This window comes from Pseudomonas sp. 3B-A001-10F, from assembly GCF_056313565.1.
In genome coordinates this window covers 176,214-191,574 of the sequence record NZ_JBQYFW010000007.1, presented here as the reverse complement: position 1 = coordinate 191,574, position 15,361 = coordinate 176,214, and the positions used below count along the sequence as shown (strand labels likewise).

The following is a 15,361-nucleotide window of genomic DNA, read 5'->3' as shown; positions in this document are numbered from 1 at the left end:
CACACGTCCCTGTTTACGGCTGCGACTGCGGTTGCACCGCGGCCGGATCAAGCGGCTGATATGGTTGCAGAACGGTGTCGCGCTGCTCGCCCAAGACCCAGGCGAAGCCTGAATACATCACCACCAGACAGACGAAAGTGAACAACACCACCATCCACGCCGGCACGATGCGCACCAGGTTGCGACGCTGATCGTTCAAGCCTTCCCAGTGCGGCGACAACTCGCGCGGCACGTCGCCACGCAACTGACGGATCTGCCGATACAGAGCATCGCGGATGCCTTCAAGTTCGAGCATGCCGCGTGCCTGCACGCGGTACTTGCCCTCGAAACCGAGGGACAGGCACAGGTACATCAGCTCGAGCATCGGCAAGTGCTTGACCGGGTTTTTCGACAGGCGATCGAGCAACTGGAAGAACTTCTCGCCACCGAAGGTCTCGTTGTGGAAGCTGCTCAGCAGACTCATCTGCGACCATTCGCTTTCGTTGCCCCACGGTGTGGTCACGACAGCTTCGTCGACCACAGTGCAGAGCACGTAACGCGCGGCCATCACCTGGCTGCTTTCGGCACCGTTGTGCAGGGCGCGTACTTCAAACAGCTTGAGCCCGGCGGTCAGGCGCTCGTTGAGCGCGTACAAATCTTCGCGGGTTTCGCTGTGCTTGAGGCGCACCACTTCCGAAAGCAGTTCGGACGAAGCAGCGACCAGCGAATTGAGGCTGATGTTGAACGCTTCTGCCGGGCGCAGGCGCGCGGCGTAGATCATGCGTTCTTCCAGTTGCTCGAAACGCGGCGGCGCGGCGAAGTCGGTCAGCGGACTGGCTGCCGGTCCGTGGCCTTGACGATCGAGCAGGACGGTTTTGTCGTCCTGGTTGTAATCCGTTTCCTTGATCATGTCGGTCAGTTCCTGATGGCCCAGAATTTCAGTTCAAGCTCGGCGAATTCGCCGGACACATGGAACGCGAAACCGCCGGAGCGCTCGAGTTGTGCCAGGTCTTCGGAACTGAGTTCGAGGATGAAATAGGTTTTGTTCGAGTGGAACGCGATCTGCCGCGGTGCTACCGGCAACGGTTTGACCTTGATCCCCGGCAAGTGCAGGTTGACCAGTTGGCGGATACGCTCCACCGGGCCGACCTTGAGGTGCGCCGGCAAGCGATGGCGCAGTTCTTCGGAGTCGCAGTTGGCACTCGCTGCCAGCACGAACGACGCCGAGCCGAGCAGTTTGTGGTCGTGCAACGGCGAGACGATGATGCCGTACTGACGCGCTTGCAGGATCAGTTCGATGGCGTGCTGTTCGAGCACCATCGACAGCACCTGACGAATCGCTTCCATCAGTTTGCGGAAGCTCCCACCCTGGTCAGCGTGGGAATAGCGGCTGTCCAGACGCGGGCGTTTGCTTTCGCCGGAGAAGGTCGCCAGATCGCCGAGCATGGTCAGCAGCGTGCGGTACAACTCTTCCGGGTGCACCTGCTCCAGGCCGAGGTAGTGGCGCAGCAGCAGTTCGGTACGGTTGATCAGTTGCAGCATCATGAAGTCGCCGACTTCGGCACCGCCGACCTTGCCGTTGGAGCGGATGCGCTCGGCAATCGTGTCGCCACGGTGGTTGAGCATGCTGATGACTTCTTTCAGGCACGACAGCAGATAGCTGGAGGCGTGGGCCTGAATGTAGGTCGGCACGAAATCCGGGTCGAGGCTGATCACGCCGTCCGGCGTGGTGTCGAGCACGTCGCAGATCTTCAGCTTGACGTAGGCCTGATCGCTCTGCTGCTCGCCGAGCAACAGTTTGAAGTCCGGGCGACCGCAGCTGACCTGGCTGGCGGAATCGTCGCCGGCGTTGGAATCAGCGACTTCGGCGTCGTACGCGGTGTAACGCGCGAGCACATCGGATTGCTCCGGACGGCGCGACTCGATGTGGTTACCGGTGACCAGCGGCAGCGCCAGGTAGATCGGTGTGTTGCCGGTGTTCGGCGGTACGTCCAGCGCCAGCGGCTCGGTGTTGCCACCGAGTTCGAACAGGCTGCCGTCCGGCAGAATCCCCGAGGCTTCACTGATCACCAGTTTGCCCATGTTGAGGAACTGCAGGTCGATCTCCAGATTGAGGAAACCCCAGGTGTAGCCACCCAGCAATTGCGTGCGGGTTTTCATCTGGTGATCGTAATAACGATCGTTGTGCTGGAAGTGCTGCGGCCGCAGCAGCATGCCTTCCTGCCAAATGACTTTATGGGTATTCATGATCAGTCATCCGCCTTGGCGAGCACTTGATTGGTGTTACGGATGCCGGTCTGGTCCAGAGTCAGATCGACTTCGGTGACTTCCAGCGGAGTGATCTGAACGGTGTGGCGCCATTGGGTGTCCGGCAAGTCGCGGTAAGCGGCGAGGACGCCCACATAAAGGCTGCCCTCTTCCACCTTGAGCTTCATCTCCACGGTTTCACCCGGGCGCAATTCGAGTTCTTCGCTGGCCACCAGATCCGGGTTGAGGGATTCCTTGGCGCGTTCGTAAAGGCTGAAGAAATCAGCGTTCTCGAAGGTCACCGGGTGCTTGAGTTCGAACAGGCGCACGACGATCGGCGACGGCCGACCGTTGAGATCCGGGTTGAGCTGATCGCTGCCGGTCAGCTTCAGGTTGATCTTGGTCACTTTCGAGTACGGCGACAGCGACGAGCAACCGGCGAGCAGCACCAGCACGGTGAGCGCAGTCAGCGTCTTGAAAAAAGCGGTCGAGCGGCGAGACATGCGCATCATCCTTGGTGGTCGGTGTGGAGGGTGGAGATCAGGCGGATCTGTTCTTCGTAGGCCTGAGCGAAGTCGCGGGCCAGCAGACGCTCGCTCCAGTCATCGTCCTGACGCAGCGCCTGGTGATAGCGGCCGAACGCTCTCCAGCGCCCGCCCGATGTCGCGATCAACGGCTTGTTGTCGCGCTCGAAACGCAGGGTCAGTTGCTCCGGCGAGAAGTGCTCCAGGGTGCCGCGTACGGCGGCGCGGCTGGCGGTCAGCAGTGCAACTTGATGCGCCTGCAGATCGCGGAACGCACGGGAGACCGCTTGCTCGGCCGGCAGATGGCCGGGCTTGCTTGGCTGCAACAGAATCTGCAGCGCTTCGCTCGGATCGACGGCGAATTTCAGCGGATTCTTGTTGGTGCCTTGCACGGTGGTCTGGGCCAGACGCAGTTCGTTTTTCAGCTCCGAACGGGTGCGCAGGCTCTGCTGCAAACCGCCGATGCTTTGGCGCAGCAAGCGCGCCGCGTTCAACGCCAGGGCTTCGCGTTCGTCGTGGCTGAGGCCTTTGACGTCGACACCCAGCGCCGCACCGAAATGATCCCAGAAACCTTCGCTTTGACGCTCAACGGCTTTCGGTGCCGGAGCGGGCTCAGGTTCGACGGGGGCTGCAATCAGCTCCGGCACCATCAGGCTTTCCATGTCGATGCGCGCGTAGTCGGCGCGTTGACGGGAATCCTCAGGCTTGGTGTTCGGCGCCAGCAGTTCGTCGATTTCCGAGTACACACGCTCTTGCTGTTCGAGAGCATTGAGCGGATCGAGATCCAGAAACGCGTCATCGGGAATGATGCTGCCGGCAGCGCGTGGACGGCCGACTTCACCGTCGAAGGTCGCCGGGTCGCGCACCAGCCGCGCGCGAATTTCGAAATCACCCAGCACGTAGGTGCTGCCGTGCTCGATGCGCACCGGTTCGCCCTTGTGCAGACGCGCACCGCTCTCGCCGTCCTGAACACCGTTGCTGCTGGTGTCGGTGAGGAAGAACGTGCCCTCGCGGTAACTGACAATCGCGTGGTGATTGGACAGATGACGCTTGCGGTCAGGGATGATCCAGTCGCAGTCCTCGCCCCGCCCGATCACGCCGCCGGCCTGTTTAAAGGTCTTCTGGCACAACTCGGTGGGCACGAACTGCTTGGTGTTCAGCATTTCGAAAACCAATTCCATGTTTGATGCTCCTTGCGGTCACTTGCCGCGATTGACCGCTTGCGGATCACCCAACGGGCGATAGTCGTTGTCGTTGAATTTGTAATTGCCGCTACAGCCGCCAAGGCCGCATAGAACGACGAGGGTCAGCAGGACAGCGTGCCAGTGACGAACAGACATCAGAGGGTCTCCAGGTGTAGACAAAGCACAAAGCGCCGACCCTTGCGGGCGGCGCTGAAATTGGTTTTTGTGGGGATTTCGATGAAGTTTTGCCTACCCATCGAAATCTCCCAGATTGATGTTCAAACGGCCGAGCCGATACAGCAGCGTGCGTCGCGGCAAGCCCAGTTCACGGGCGGCGAGGGTCTGGTTGCCGTCGTTTTTGCGCAGGCAATCGAGCAATAACGTGCGTTCGACCTGCTCGAGGCGTTCACGCAAATTCAAGTGGCTGTTGTCTTCCGGCATTGCCTCCATGCGCAGGGAGAAATGCTCGGCGAGCAACTCGCCGCCTTCGCACAACAGCACCGCGCGCTCAACGAGTGCCTTGAGTTCACGCACGTTGCCGGGGAAGTTGTAGCCGGACAGGTGTTCCAGCGCCGCGCTCGACCAGCGCACCGGGTCGCGCTGCAAATACGTGCAGGTCTTCTCGGCGAAGTGCTGGGCCAGTTCGAGGATGTCGCCTTCACGCTGACGCAGCGCCGGCAGTTCGATCGGGAATTGCGCGAGGCGGTAGTACAAGTCCTCGCGGAATTTGCCCTCGCTGACCAGCGTCGACAGATCGCGGTGCGTTGCGGCGATGATGCGTACATCGATTTTGTGCGTGTCGTTGGAGCCCAGCGGACGAATCTCGCCTTCCTGCAACACGCGCAAGATCTTCGCCTGCAACGACAACGGCATGTCGCCGATCTCGTCGAGCAACAACGTGCCGCCATTGGCCGCATCGAACAGGCCGGCGCGGTCGCGATCGGCGCCGGTGAACGCGCCTTTGCGATAGCCGAACAACTCGCTTTCCAGCAGATTTTCCGGGACCGCCGCGCAGTTCTGCACGATGAACGCCTGAGACCGACGCGGGCCGCAATCGTGAATCGCCCGCGCCACGACTTCCTTGCCGGTGCCGGTTTCACCGCGCAACAACACGGTGTACGGGCTGTGCAGGACTTTGCTGATCAGCGAATGGGTCTGGCGCATCGCCGCGCTTTTACCGATCAAGCCATAGCCACTGATGCTCGGCACGCTGCGCGCCACTGTTGCCGATTCCGCCAGCGGTTGACGCAGGCGTTGCAGCAAATGCAACTGGCCCAGCACGAACGAGCCGAGCTGGCCGAGAGAATCGGCGAAGCCTTGCAGGTTGGTACGACGACGGCTGGCGCACAGCAGCAGACCTTCGACAGCCTTGTGCTGATTGACCAGCGGCACGCACAGCAGCGACTGCCACGGCGAGGTCGCCGCCGGCAGGAAACTGGTTTCGTGCAAGCTGCCGCTCAAGTCGTCGAGGCACACCACGCGGTTCTGGCACAGGGCAAACTGCAGCAGTTGTTCACCGTTGTAATCCGCCGGCAGGCTCGCCGATTCACGCGGTTGCAGAGCGCCGTCGAGGCATTCGGCGTTCATCCCCAGACACGTGTGGGTGGCGTCGAGCAGATACAGCTGCGTCAATTCGCAACCGCTCAACTCGGCCAACCCACGCACGAAGTCACCCAGCAACGCAGCACCGTCCGCCGCCCGCGACAGACTGGCGAACTGCGCCAGCAACGCTTCGGCATAGACCAGTGGCTGCGGCACCTGAGTGAACATCACACCCACCTCAGGCGAACTCGCACGTCACGCTGGACTCGCCGTCGAGCGTGGCATGCACACGCTTGAGGCTTTCACCGGTGGCCATGGCGTCGAGCAGACGATCCGCAACCAGCGGCAAAACGTGCTGATCGAGCAGATGGTCGATCAGGCGCGCACCGCTGTCGCTTTGCGTGCAACGCTCGGACAGGTGATCGACAAGGTTCTGGCACCAGCTGAAATCCAGCTGACGACGATTGAGACGCTCGCCGAGGCGACCGAGTTTGATCTCGATCAGCTCGCGCAATACCGGGCCGCCGACCGGGTAGTACGGCACTACTTTCATCCGCGCCAGCAGCGCCGGTTTGAAGTGTTTGCTGAGCACCGGGCGAATGGTTTCTTCGAGCACTTCGGCGGTTGGCCGCGCGCCGTTTTCACAGAGGTCGCTGATGCGGTCGCTGCCGAGGTTCGAGGTCATCAGGATCAACGTGTTGCGGAAGTCGATCTCGCGACCTTCGCCGTCGTTGGCCACGCCTTTGTCGAAGATTTGGTAGAACAGATTGAGCACGTCCGGGTCAGCCTTCTCGACTTCATCGAGCAACACCACCGAGTACGGTTTCTGCCGCACCGCTTCGGTGAGCATGCCGCCCTCGCCGTAACCGACGTAGCCCGGTGGCGCGCCGATCAGGCGCGAAACGGTGTGCTTCTCCTGGAACTCGGACATGTTGATGGTGGTGATGAAACGATCACCGCCGTACAGCAAGTCAGCGAGGGCCAGTGCGGTTTCGGTTTTACCGACGCCGCTCGGGCCGACCAGCAGGAACACGCCCACCGGTGCGTCAGGTTTGTTCAGGCCGGCAGCGGTGGCGCGCATCGAGCGATCCAGGGCGTGCACGGCTTGTTCCTGACCACGGATGCGCGTGCGCAGGTCAGTGGCGAAACTGGCGACTTTGGCGTTGTGTTCGCGAGCCAGTTGCGCCAATGGCACGCCGGTCCAAGCGCTGATCACTTCGGCAACCAGGCGCGGGCACACTTCGAAGCTGACCAGACGCTCCTTGACCTGTGCGGCGGTCAAGGCGCTGTGGGTTTCGTTGAGCTGGGCTTCCAGCGCTTCGACGCTTTGGCCTTCTTCAACTTCAGCGGCGATGGTTTCGATCACCGTGCCTTCAGCGTCTTCTTCAACGTTGACGGTCGGCTCGACGGCGGCGGCTTCGCGGGCCTTGGCCAGTTGCTGACGCAGTTCCAGCAGGCGCTCGGCCAGTTGTTTCTGTTCAGTCCACAGGGTTTCCAGCGCGACCATTTCGTCTTCGGCTTCGTCGAGACGAGCTTCCAGTGCATCCAGCGCTTCGTGGTCGATCAGCAGACCGGCCTCGGCATCGCGGCGCAGGGCCTGACGCTGACGGCCACCTTCAGCCAGTTCGCCACGCAGGCGCTCAAGGCTTTCCGGGGCAGCGGCGAGGCTGATGCGCACGCGGGCGCAAGCGGTGTCGAGAACGTCGACGGCTTTGTCCGGCAGTTGCCGACCGGCCAGATAACGCGCAGACAGCTCAGCAGCCGAGACCACCGCGTCATCACGCAGATAGATGCCGTGGCTCTTCTCGTAAACCTGGGCCAGACCACGGAGGATGGTCACCGCTTCACTGACAGTCGGTTCGTGCAGTTGCACAGGCTGGAAACGACGGGCCAGCGCCGGGTCTTTCTCGAAGTATTTCTTGTACTCGGCCCAGGTGGTCGCGGCGATGGTGCGCAGTTCGCCACGGGCCAGTGCCGGTTTCAGCAGGTTGGCCGCGTCGGAACCGCCAGCGTTGCCGCCAGCGCCGATCAAAGTGTGGGCTTCGTCGATGAACAGAATGATCGGTTTTGGCGAAGCTTTGACTTCGTCGATCACGCCTTTAAGACGACGTTCGAACTCACCTTTGACGCTGGCGCCAGCCTGCAGCAGGCCCATGTCCAGCGACAGCAGTTCAACGCCTTTGAGCACTTGCGGCACTTCACCGGCGGCGATGCGCGAAGCCAATCCTTCGACGATGGCGGTCTTGCCGACACCGGCCTCACCGACGACGATCGGGTTGTTCTTGCGGCGACGGGCGAGGATGTCGACCATCTGCCGGATCGCGCCGTCACGGCACAGCACCGGGTCGAGTTTGCCGTCGCGGGCCTGTTGGGTCAGGTTGTGGGTGAAGCGCTGCAGCAGCGATTCGCCCTGCGCCGCTGGTTTGCCGTTGGCCGCCGGTTGCTCCTGTTGCGACAGGGCAAATTCCTTCAGGCGATCGATGTTCAGCTTGGCGAGCAGCGGCTGATAACGGCTGCCGGCGTAGCGCATCGGATTGCGCAGCAGCGCGAGGATCAGCGCCGCGTCTTCGACCTGGGTCTGGCCCAGTTCGAGGTTGGCCACCAGCAGCGCATCTTGCAGCCACTGCACCAGTTCCGGGGCGAACACCGGATTGCGCGATGCACTGTGCTCGACGCGCGATTGCAGCGCAGCGCTCAGTTCACCGGCGTCGACGTCTGCATCCTGCAGTGCACGCGACAGCAAGCCGTTCGGGCGCTCGAGCAGGCCAAGCATCAAATCTTCGACGAGGATCTTGCTGCCGCCACGGGCCACACAACGCTCAGCAGAACGTTCCAGATCACGACGGGTTTCGGCGTCCAGCGCCTGGATGAGTTGTTGCAGGTCTACGTTGATCATGGCTCACGTCCTTAATGAATTTTGCTGCCCAGGGTTACCACGCCGTCCGCTTTTTCGCGGCCCAGCCAACTGGTCCAACCGAGGCGACAGGCGTTCTGCTCACCGATGCGCAGTTCGCGGATTTCTTCCTGGCGCAGGACCAGGCGAATGTCGTAATCGAGCGGGTCACGCAGGGTGAACCGCACCAGCGCGCAGAGCGGCTGGTAACCGAAACCGATCGGCAGGAATTCATGGAATCGCTGCCAGTCGAGTTCGGTGATGTGAATGCGGAATTTGCCGCTGCGGTCGCGCACGTGTTCGCCGAGCACCAGGTCTTCACCGAGCATGCTGTTGGCACGACCCAAACGATTGCGCTGCTCTTCGAGAATTTCTACGCGGCGCTCGATGCACTGCTCGATGACCAGGTCTTCGTGCTTGAAGTAGTAACGCAGCACGGCTTCGATCAGCGCCGCCGAGTGTGCCCGCAAGCTGAGCAGGCCGAGGTACGGCAGCAGGCGTTTCCAGTTGAGTTCCTTGGCCTTGCGGATCTCTTCGCCACCGAGGCCGATCAGGGCGAACAGCTGCGAGGAGAACGGGTCGATCGCGCCACTCTGGAAGCTTGCGCGGTAGCGGTACTTGCGCCAGATCGGCAGCATCAGCCGTTGCAGGCGATGGTGGAACAGGTCGAGGAAGTTGCGCGTCGGGTTGCCGTCTTCGCTATCGCCCAGGGCTTGTTCGCCGTAGAACGCCGGCAGCGGCGAACCTGAGCCGACCAGGCCGATCAGGTTGAAACGCATGCGCGCGCGCATCTGCCCGTGCTCTTCGAAAAACTCCACACGATCGACGTCGCTGCGCGGAAAGCCCAGGCTCGGGTTGGCCTGAAACTCCACGTGGTCGTACAGATCGTCTTCGCTCAGGTGCGGGTGTGCCTCGCGCAGCCGGTCGATCACCAGCAGCACGGCCTGAAACAGCGAGTACTCGCGTATTACCTTGGTCAGCCCGCTTAAAGCAGGGGCTGCAGGCCCATACGTGGTGTCCATTGGTACACCTCTCCCTGTGTGCTTTTTACGCGCAGCTCATGGAATGAGTTGAGACTGGCGTAAAGCGCGAAAAACTCGTTAAGAACCGAAGCGAAGACGAACAGGTCGCCTTCGCCGATGTACCCTTCCGGGTCGATGGTCAGTTCGGTGCGCAAACCGCGCACCGGCAACCCACGGTGCAAGCGGTCGACGTGATGATGCTTGATGTGCTTGAGGCCGCCGAGCAGGCGTTTGCTGACCTTCTCCGCGTGCTGGTCGTAGTAGCGCGGCAAGTCGTAGGTTTCGAGAATCACCTTCAACGCATTGACGTCGGCCAGCGACAGATAGTTAAGCGACATGTTGCTGATCAGCTTCCACAGGAAGTCACGGTTCAGCGGTGGCGCGAAGCTGGAAGTGGCCGGGGTAATGTTGCGGAAGCTCAAGAACTCCGGCGTCTCTTCACTGGCCATGCAGATGTCGCCGAGCTTGAGCTTGCGCGGCAGGTTCTGGTTGGTGCACATCAGCTCGATCGACAGGGTTTCGTGGGCTTCGGTATGGCGAATACCGAAGCTCAGGTAGGTGTCGAGGCCGTCGTGCAGCAAGGACGAACGCTGGCGGATGCTGTAATGCGGACGGCTGTTGGGCACGTCGAAACTCGGGTCGTGCTCGAAGGATTCGAACGGCACGTACTCCTGATAACCGAGGCCGCCGGGCTTCCAGCCGGTCACGGTTTCCACCGAAAACACGCCGCAGTTTTCCAGATCGTATTCCGCTGGCAGCAACAGGTATTCGTCCTGCTTGCCGTCGAGGCGAATCGGCAAAGCGTCGTGGGCGAACAGGTTGGCAATCGGCGTGCAGAACAGCTTCACGTTATCCAGCGTCGGGCGCATGCGCATGATGCCGCTCTTGCGAATATCGAAGCGCAATTCGAGGCCGCGCATCTGCTTGAGGGTGTCCTCCGGCAGCGCGTTGATGATGTCCAGACCGTTGACGTCGACGAACAGGAATTTGTCCTGGAAGGCGAAGTATTCCTGCAGGTAGCGATAACCACGGAAGGTGTTCAGGGGATACGGGATCAACGCTTCTTCTTCGGCAAAACCCACCGGTTTGACCCGATCACCGGGAATCTTGAACGCCATCGGCTTGCCGCTGACGCCATCGATCGGTTTGCCGGCACCGTCGAGCGGGATCAGTTCGATGCCTTCGAGATTGCGCAGCAGACTCAGGTAGAGCATCTGGCTGATGTAGCGCTCGCCGGCAAAGTGCAGACGCAGTTTGCTCAGTTCCAGCTCACCGAGGTGACCGTCGGCACTCATTTCCAGACGCAGGCTGAGCAGCGAGCCGTCACCCTTCACCGAGTAATTCAGCGCGGCCAGATCCAGCGGCAGCACGTCAGTCGGGTAACAAGTACGGAAGCGGCAACGCACGTCTTCGATCGGCTTGCTTTCAATCGGCGTATCGCGCTCGACGCGCAACGCCGGCCCGGAACGCTTGAGCGGATCGAACTGCAAAATGCTGAACGCCGGCAGCGGGCGCATGTAGTTCGGCCAGAGCAACTGCATCAGCGAATGGCTGAGTTCCGGCAGCTCGTCATCGAGCTTCTGGCGCAGCCGCCCGGTGAGGAACGCAAAACCTTCGAGCAACCGCTCCACATCCGGATCCCGCCCGGCCTGCCCCAGATACGGCGCCAGCGCCGGACTACGCTCGGCGAAACGGCGACCGAGTTGGCGCAGTGCGGTGAGTTCGCTTTGGTAGTAGTGGTTAAACGACACGGGTTACCTGCCTGGTAGTGGAACTCATTTGAAAAAACAGCAGAACGGTTCATGCGGGCTAGGAACTCCCCGCGGGCAATGTCGGCAATGACGCCCGACAGTCATGCTTCAATTTCTCTTTTTGAAAAAAAAAGGCGATCGATTAACTGACCAGCGAAAATCGCCGCAAAAGTCAGGACACCACCCATCAATGTGTAAGCCATCGCGCGGACGGGGTAGTGAGGCAAAAAATAGTACAAGATAAGCGCAAGCATAAATGAGACACAGAGGACTTTTAATTTCAGCTTGGGGATAAAAAAAGTTATAGCGTTCATCACCACAAAATACTGAACCATTAGATCCGGCGTCATACCGATGCCGATACCTCTCGATGTCAATCCACCATACACTCCGATATATAAGTCGACACCGTAGTTATGCAGCGGAACGTACAGAGCACACACTATTAGATGCGGAATACAGCCAATTAAGCGGCGAGCTTTCATTTATTCCAAGTCCCGTACTGATCCATATCGCCTTGCGAAATTGGATTTATCAATTTCGCATTTGATACTGGCACATAGGGTGCATCAGTAAGTTCAATTGTGTGCGGGATACCTTTATCGTATACCGTGTCTTTTTTCACAACCAACTTGCAGTTTTCTTTTGCCCACAATATCCCTCGTAATATGATGAAGTTATCGTAGACGTCTTTCGGTCCTCGCTCTGCTCCGGTATAGGCTTTGCCGTCGCCCCAAGTCACACCGGTTTCACCAGCCATCTTTATTGCGAGCTCTACCTGCTTTGTTTCTCGCAGATACTTTCTATAGGTGTTAACCGCAAACGGCACCTGGCCAATGCCATCAGTCCAATAGGGTTTATCCTCCATGAACACCATCAAAAACTCAGCACCGCCCACGGCACGGAATTTCCAGTCACCCGGCATTCCGGAGTGAAACGTGAAGGAAAAGCGGTCAACAATTGCAAAATCGATCAGCTCCTGCCAGGTAACATGTTTATAAGCCGTATTCGACTCTGTTCCGGCCTGCGTTGTTTCTGGATTGATCCAGATAAGTTCTCTGTAATATCTGGCTAACGGTTCGAACCACTGACCCTTTTCTGCGTACAGTTTCTCCGCGGTGATGATTCTGAATGGAGAGTCATCCTTACCCGGTTTCAAAGCGAAGAGAGGCACTCCACTTTTTCGCGTAATAATCCAGGCCAACGGAAGATCAACTGTCTTAGGCTTCGTATCCTTGCTCTCAGTTGTTTCGGCAAGAACTTTAAGTGTAGTCACCTGATCCTGAGTCACAAAGGTGTAAGCGACACCATCGATGTTGATTATGGTCTCCATACCTACTAGTCCGCCGAAATGTATATAGTTACAGGCTCTGCCGTCTTTCCAGTTGAAAAACCACCTGACATGCCTGTTGACGTTGAACCTATTTTCTCAATCCCGCTATCAGAGCGCATGGTGTAGTTTAAATTTTCAACCGTTCTTCCATCTGCGGTTTTGAATTCAAAGACACGATTGAATATTCCAGGGATGATGACCGGTAACGGCGGCACAAACGGCGCCGGCGAATGCGAATTCCCGATAATCACCGTCCCGGATCCAGCCGTAACCTTGTTGCCATGCGTACCCACCGAATCAACCGTCGCGGCAGGTTTGCCGTTGATCAACACAGTGGTCGCCAAACCTCCCGACATCGCACCACCACACGCCGAGGCATCGCCCTGGCGGGCGGCCGCGAGGCCGTCGAAGAACACGTCGCCGGAACCGGCGGCGATCGGATTGGTGCCGTGACCGGGGAGCGGGCAAGCGGTGGGGTCGGATACACGTGCCGCGGGTTTGCCAGACATCGGGGTTCTCCTTAGTTGACCTTGGCTTGATGACTGTTCATTTCTTGAGCACACGCCGGAATATTCCAGCCCTCGTAACCCGTCGCTGTCGGGTAGATCGCGTGACCGTATACCCACTGCGAGCGTTCATCGGTGGTGAACTCGTTCTGCCAGAGCAGCCATTCGGACGACTTAAGCAGCGTGCCGTCTTTTGCGTAAACGCGGAAAAATGCTTCGCTGGCGAATAGCTTGAAAAGCTTTCCCGGTATGCCGATGGCTGAGTACTGCGGAATGTAGGAACGGATGGAGCACGTACCATTGCCGTTCCAGACAATCGAGTACTCGTGAGCCAGCCGTGCTGCCGTCGTTTTCACGTAACAGGCAATTGAAATCAGGACAGTGGCCGTCAGGGCTAGAAACAGCAAAGCGCTACGCCCCAACTTTGCCAAAAGACCTAAATTCACGGCGCTCCCTCGCATGGTCCTAATTCACCTTCACTTGACCGCTGCCATCCAGGCGCGCGGAAAAACTGACCTGACGCTTGAACCCTTCAACTTCCAGCAGGCCTTCGATGCTGAAGGCGAGACGCAGTTGATCGTGGTCACGCGGCAGGGAAATGACACGCACGTTGCTCAGGCGCGGCTCGTAGGCTTCGATGAAGTTTTCGATGGCCAGACGGGCCTGACTCAGGGAGTCGTGCAGGCTCAGACGCATGTCATTGAGATCGGGCAACCCGTAGTCGGACAGCGTTTGCACGCTGCCGGCCCGGGTGCTGAGCATTTTGGCCAGATGGGCAGCCACTGACGCCATGGCACAAGCCTCAAGGCTGTTGCCCTTGCGTAGTTGCGCGTCGCCATTGAGGCGTTCGAACAGGCTGCCGTATCCGTCCATGAGTCGCTCTTACTCTTTGTCCAGCTTGCCAACCAGCGACAGGGTGAAATCGGCACCCATGTACTTGAAGTGCGGACGCACGTTCAAGCTCACGCGGTACCAGCCCGGCTCGCCTTCAACGTCGCTGACGATCACTTGCGCAGCGCGCAGGGGACGACGGCCACGCACTTCGGCGCTCGGGTTTTCCTGGTCGGCAACGTACTGACGGATCCACTTGTTCAGTTCCAGCTCGAGGTCGGTACGCTCTTTCCACGAACCGAGTTGCTCGCGCTGCAGCACTTTCAAGTAGTGAGCCAGGCGGTTGACGATCATCATGTACGGCAGTTGGGTGCCGAGCTTGTAGTTCAGCTCTGCGGCCTTGCCTTCTGCGCTGATGCCGAAGAACTTCGGCTTCTGCACCGAGCTGGCGGAGAAGAACGCCGCGTTGTCGGAGCCTTTACGCATGGTCAGGGAGATGAAGCCTTCCTCGGCCAGTTCGTATTCACGACGGTCGGAAACCAGAACCTCGGTAGGGATCTTGGTTTCGATTTCGCCCATGCTTTCGAAGTGGTGCAGAGGCAGGTCTTCAACCGCGCCACCGCTTTGTGGGCCGATGATGTTCGGGCACCAGCGGAATTTGGCGAAGCTGTCGGTCAGCTTGGTGCCGAACGCGTAAGCAGTGTTGCCCCACAGGTAGTGCTCGTGGCTGTTGGCAACGGTTTCCTTGTACACGAACGATTTGACCGGGTTTTCTTCCGGATCGTACGGGTTACGCAGCAGGAAACGCGGCACGGTCAGGCCAACGTAGCGGGAGTCTTCCGAAGTACGGAAGCTCTGCCATTTGGCGAATTGCGGGCCTTCGAAGTGGTCTTTCAGATCTTTCAGATCCGGCAGGCCGGTGAAGCTTTCCAGACCGAAGAATTTCGGGCCGGCGGCAGCGATGAACGGTGCGTGCGACATGCACGAAACGCTGGCCACGTACTGCATCAGCTTCACGTCTGGCGAGCTTGGCGACATGTAGTAGTTAGCGATGATCGCGCCCACCGGCTGACCACCGAACTGGCCGTATTCAGCGGTGTAGATGTGCTTGTACAGGCCCGACTGCATGACTTCCGGCGAATCTTCGAAATCGTCCAGCAGGTCTTCTTTCGAGACGTTGAGGATTTCGATCTTGATGTTTTCGCGGAAGTTGGTGCGGTCAACCAGCAACTGCAGACCACGCCACGACGATTCCAGCGCCTGGAAATCCGGGTGGTGCAGGATCTCGTCCATCTGACGGCTGAGCTTGGCATCGATCTCGGCGATCATGCGGTCAACCATGGCCTTCTTGACCGGCTCACCGTTGTTCTGCGGCTTGAGCAGTTCTTCGATGAACGCCGACACACCGCGCTTGGCGATGTCGTAGGCTTCGTCGTCCGGAGTCAGACGGGTTTCGGCGATGATGCTGTCGAGAATGCTGTATTCGCCGCTGGCGGCGCTCTTCTCTTGTGCTGCGCTAGTGCTCATTGTGTTGGCTTCCTTGGCTGGA

General features: G+C 59.5%; 15 protein-coding genes. All 15 read right to left on the bottom strand.

Annotated elements, in window-relative coordinates:
* Positions 1–13: 13 nt before the first annotated feature.
* The 15 genes from icmH to tssC all read right to left on the bottom strand — a co-directional run bounded on the left by icmH (position 14) and on the right by tssC (position 15,339).
* The gene (gene icmH, locus AC0ZWN_RS09885) at positions 14–889 is read right to left on the bottom strand and encodes a type IVB secretion system protein IcmH/DotU (RefSeq protein ID WP_095187890.1); all 876 of its coding nucleotides are present in this window, start codon (positions 887–889) and stop codon (positions 14–16) included.
* A gap of 5 nt (positions 890–894) precedes the next feature.
* Positions 895–2,226, bottom strand: a complete 1,332-nt coding sequence (tssK, locus tag AC0ZWN_RS09880; RefSeq protein ID WP_007920300.1) for a type VI secretion system baseplate subunit TssK — start codon at positions 2,224–2,226, stop codon at positions 895–897.
* A 2-nt stretch (positions 2,227–2,228) separates the two neighbouring features.
* Complete coding sequence (tssJ, locus tag AC0ZWN_RS09875; protein WP_007920299.1) at positions 2,229–2,729, bottom strand: type VI secretion system lipoprotein TssJ; 501 nt, start codon at positions 2,727–2,729, stop codon at positions 2,229–2,231.
* Between the two features lie 5 nt (positions 2,730–2,734).
* Entirely contained in the window at positions 2,735–3,931 is a 1,197-nt protein-coding gene (tagH, locus tag AC0ZWN_RS09870; RefSeq protein ID WP_476334896.1) for a type VI secretion system-associated FHA domain protein TagH, read from the bottom strand.
* A gap of 18 nt (positions 3,932–3,949) precedes the next feature.
* On the bottom strand, positions 3,950–4,090 hold the full coding sequence (locus AC0ZWN_RS09865) for a hypothetical protein (protein WP_003229566.1): 141 nt from the start codon (positions 4,088–4,090) through the stop codon (positions 3,950–3,952).
* A gap of 93 nt (positions 4,091–4,183) precedes the next feature.
* Complete coding sequence (locus AC0ZWN_RS09860) at positions 4,184–5,704, bottom strand: sigma-54 interaction domain-containing protein (protein WP_476334895.1); 1,521 nt, start codon at positions 5,702–5,704, stop codon at positions 4,184–4,186.
* A gap of 10 nt (positions 5,705–5,714) precedes the next feature.
* A complete protein-coding gene (gene tssH / locus AC0ZWN_RS09855) occupies positions 5,715–8,372 on the bottom strand; it encodes a type VI secretion system ATPase TssH (protein WP_476334893.1) in 2,658 nt (885 codons plus the stop codon).
* An 11-nt stretch (positions 8,373–8,383) separates the two neighbouring features.
* Complete coding sequence (tssG, locus tag AC0ZWN_RS09850; protein ID WP_460130423.1) at positions 8,384–9,391, bottom strand: type VI secretion system baseplate subunit TssG; 1,008 nt, start codon at positions 9,389–9,391, stop codon at positions 8,384–8,386.
* Positions 9,355–11,142, bottom strand: coding sequence for a type VI secretion system baseplate subunit TssF (gene tssF, locus AC0ZWN_RS09845; RefSeq protein WP_093429639.1), 1,788 nt, complete (start codon positions 11,140–11,142; stop codon positions 9,355–9,357). The genes tssG and tssF overlap by 37 nt, the downstream gene beginning before the upstream one ends.
* A 101-nt stretch (positions 11,143–11,243) precedes the next feature.
* Positions 11,244–11,627, bottom strand: coding sequence for a hypothetical protein (locus tag AC0ZWN_RS09840; protein WP_447787466.1), 384 nt, complete (start codon positions 11,625–11,627; stop codon positions 11,244–11,246).
* The gene (locus tag AC0ZWN_RS09835; RefSeq protein ID WP_122604597.1) at positions 11,624–12,475 is read right to left on the bottom strand and encodes a hypothetical protein; all 852 of its coding nucleotides are present in this window, start codon (positions 12,473–12,475) and stop codon (positions 11,624–11,626) included. Before AC0ZWN_RS09835 ends, AC0ZWN_RS09840 begins: the two co-directional genes overlap by 4 nt.
* Positions 12,476–12,480: 5 nt before the next feature.
* Positions 12,481–12,984: a PAAR domain-containing protein gene (locus AC0ZWN_RS09830; protein WP_122604598.1), complete on the bottom strand. Its 504-nt coding sequence runs from the start codon at positions 12,982–12,984 to the stop codon at positions 12,481–12,483.
* A gap of 11 nt (positions 12,985–12,995) precedes the next feature.
* Positions 12,996–13,427 (bottom strand): hypothetical protein, encoded by a 432-nt coding sequence (locus tag AC0ZWN_RS09825; protein ID WP_476334890.1) that lies wholly within the window; start codon positions 13,425–13,427, stop codon positions 12,996–12,998.
* 19 nt (positions 13,428–13,446) lie between these two features.
* Complete coding sequence (gene tssE / locus AC0ZWN_RS09820; RefSeq protein WP_093429635.1) at positions 13,447–13,854, bottom strand: type VI secretion system baseplate subunit TssE; 408 nt, start codon at positions 13,852–13,854, stop codon at positions 13,447–13,449.
* A 9-nt stretch (positions 13,855–13,863) separates the two neighbouring features.
* Positions 13,864–15,339 (bottom strand): type VI secretion system contractile sheath large subunit, encoded by a 1,476-nt coding sequence (gene tssC, locus AC0ZWN_RS09815; protein ID WP_016772499.1) that lies wholly within the window; start codon positions 15,337–15,339, stop codon positions 13,864–13,866.
* Between the last annotated feature and the right edge of the window lie 22 nt (positions 15,340–15,361).

Coding starts and splice junctions, on each gene's coding strand:
- icmH (WP_095187890.1), bottom strand. CDS start 889: ATGATCAAGGAAACGGATTACAACCAGGACGACAAAACCGTCCTGCTC.
- tssK (WP_007920300.1), bottom strand. CDS start 2,226: ATGAATACCCATAAAGTCATTTGGCAGGAAGGCATGCTGCTGCGGCCG.
- tssJ (WP_007920299.1), bottom strand. CDS start 2,729: ATGTCTCGCCGCTCGACCGCTTTTTTCAAGACGCTGACTGCGCTCACC.
- tagH (WP_476334896.1), bottom strand. CDS start 3,931: ATGGAATTGGTTTTCGAAATGCTGAACACCAAGCAGTTCGTGCCCACC.
- AC0ZWN_RS09865 (WP_003229566.1), bottom strand. CDS start 4,090: ATGTCTGTTCGTCACTGGCACGCTGTCCTGCTGACCCTCGTCGTTCTA.
- AC0ZWN_RS09860 (WP_476334895.1), bottom strand. CDS start 5,704: ATGTTCACTCAGGTGCCGCAGCCACTGGTCTATGCCGAAGCGTTGCTG.
- tssH (WP_476334893.1), bottom strand. CDS start 8,372: ATGATCAACGTAGACCTGCAACAACTCATCCAGGCGCTGGACGCCGAA.
- tssG (WP_460130423.1), bottom strand. CDS start 9,391: ATGGACACCACGTATGGGCCTGCAGCCCCTGCTTTAAGCGGGCTGACC.
- AC0ZWN_RS09840 (WP_447787466.1), bottom strand. CDS start 11,627: ATGAAAGCTCGCCGCTTAATTGGCTGTATTCCGCATCTAATAGTGTGT.
- AC0ZWN_RS09835 (WP_122604597.1), bottom strand. CDS start 12,475: ATGGAGACCATAATCAACATCGATGGTGTCGCTTACACCTTTGTGACT.
- AC0ZWN_RS09830 (WP_122604598.1), bottom strand. CDS start 12,984: ATGTCTGGCAAACCCGCGGCACGTGTATCCGACCCCACCGCTTGCCCG.
- tssE (WP_093429635.1), bottom strand. CDS start 13,854: ATGGACGGATACGGCAGCCTGTTCGAACGCCTCAATGGCGACGCGCAA.
- tssC (WP_016772499.1), bottom strand. CDS start 15,339: ATGAGCACTAGCGCAGCACAAGAGAAGAGCGCCGCCAGCGGCGAATAC.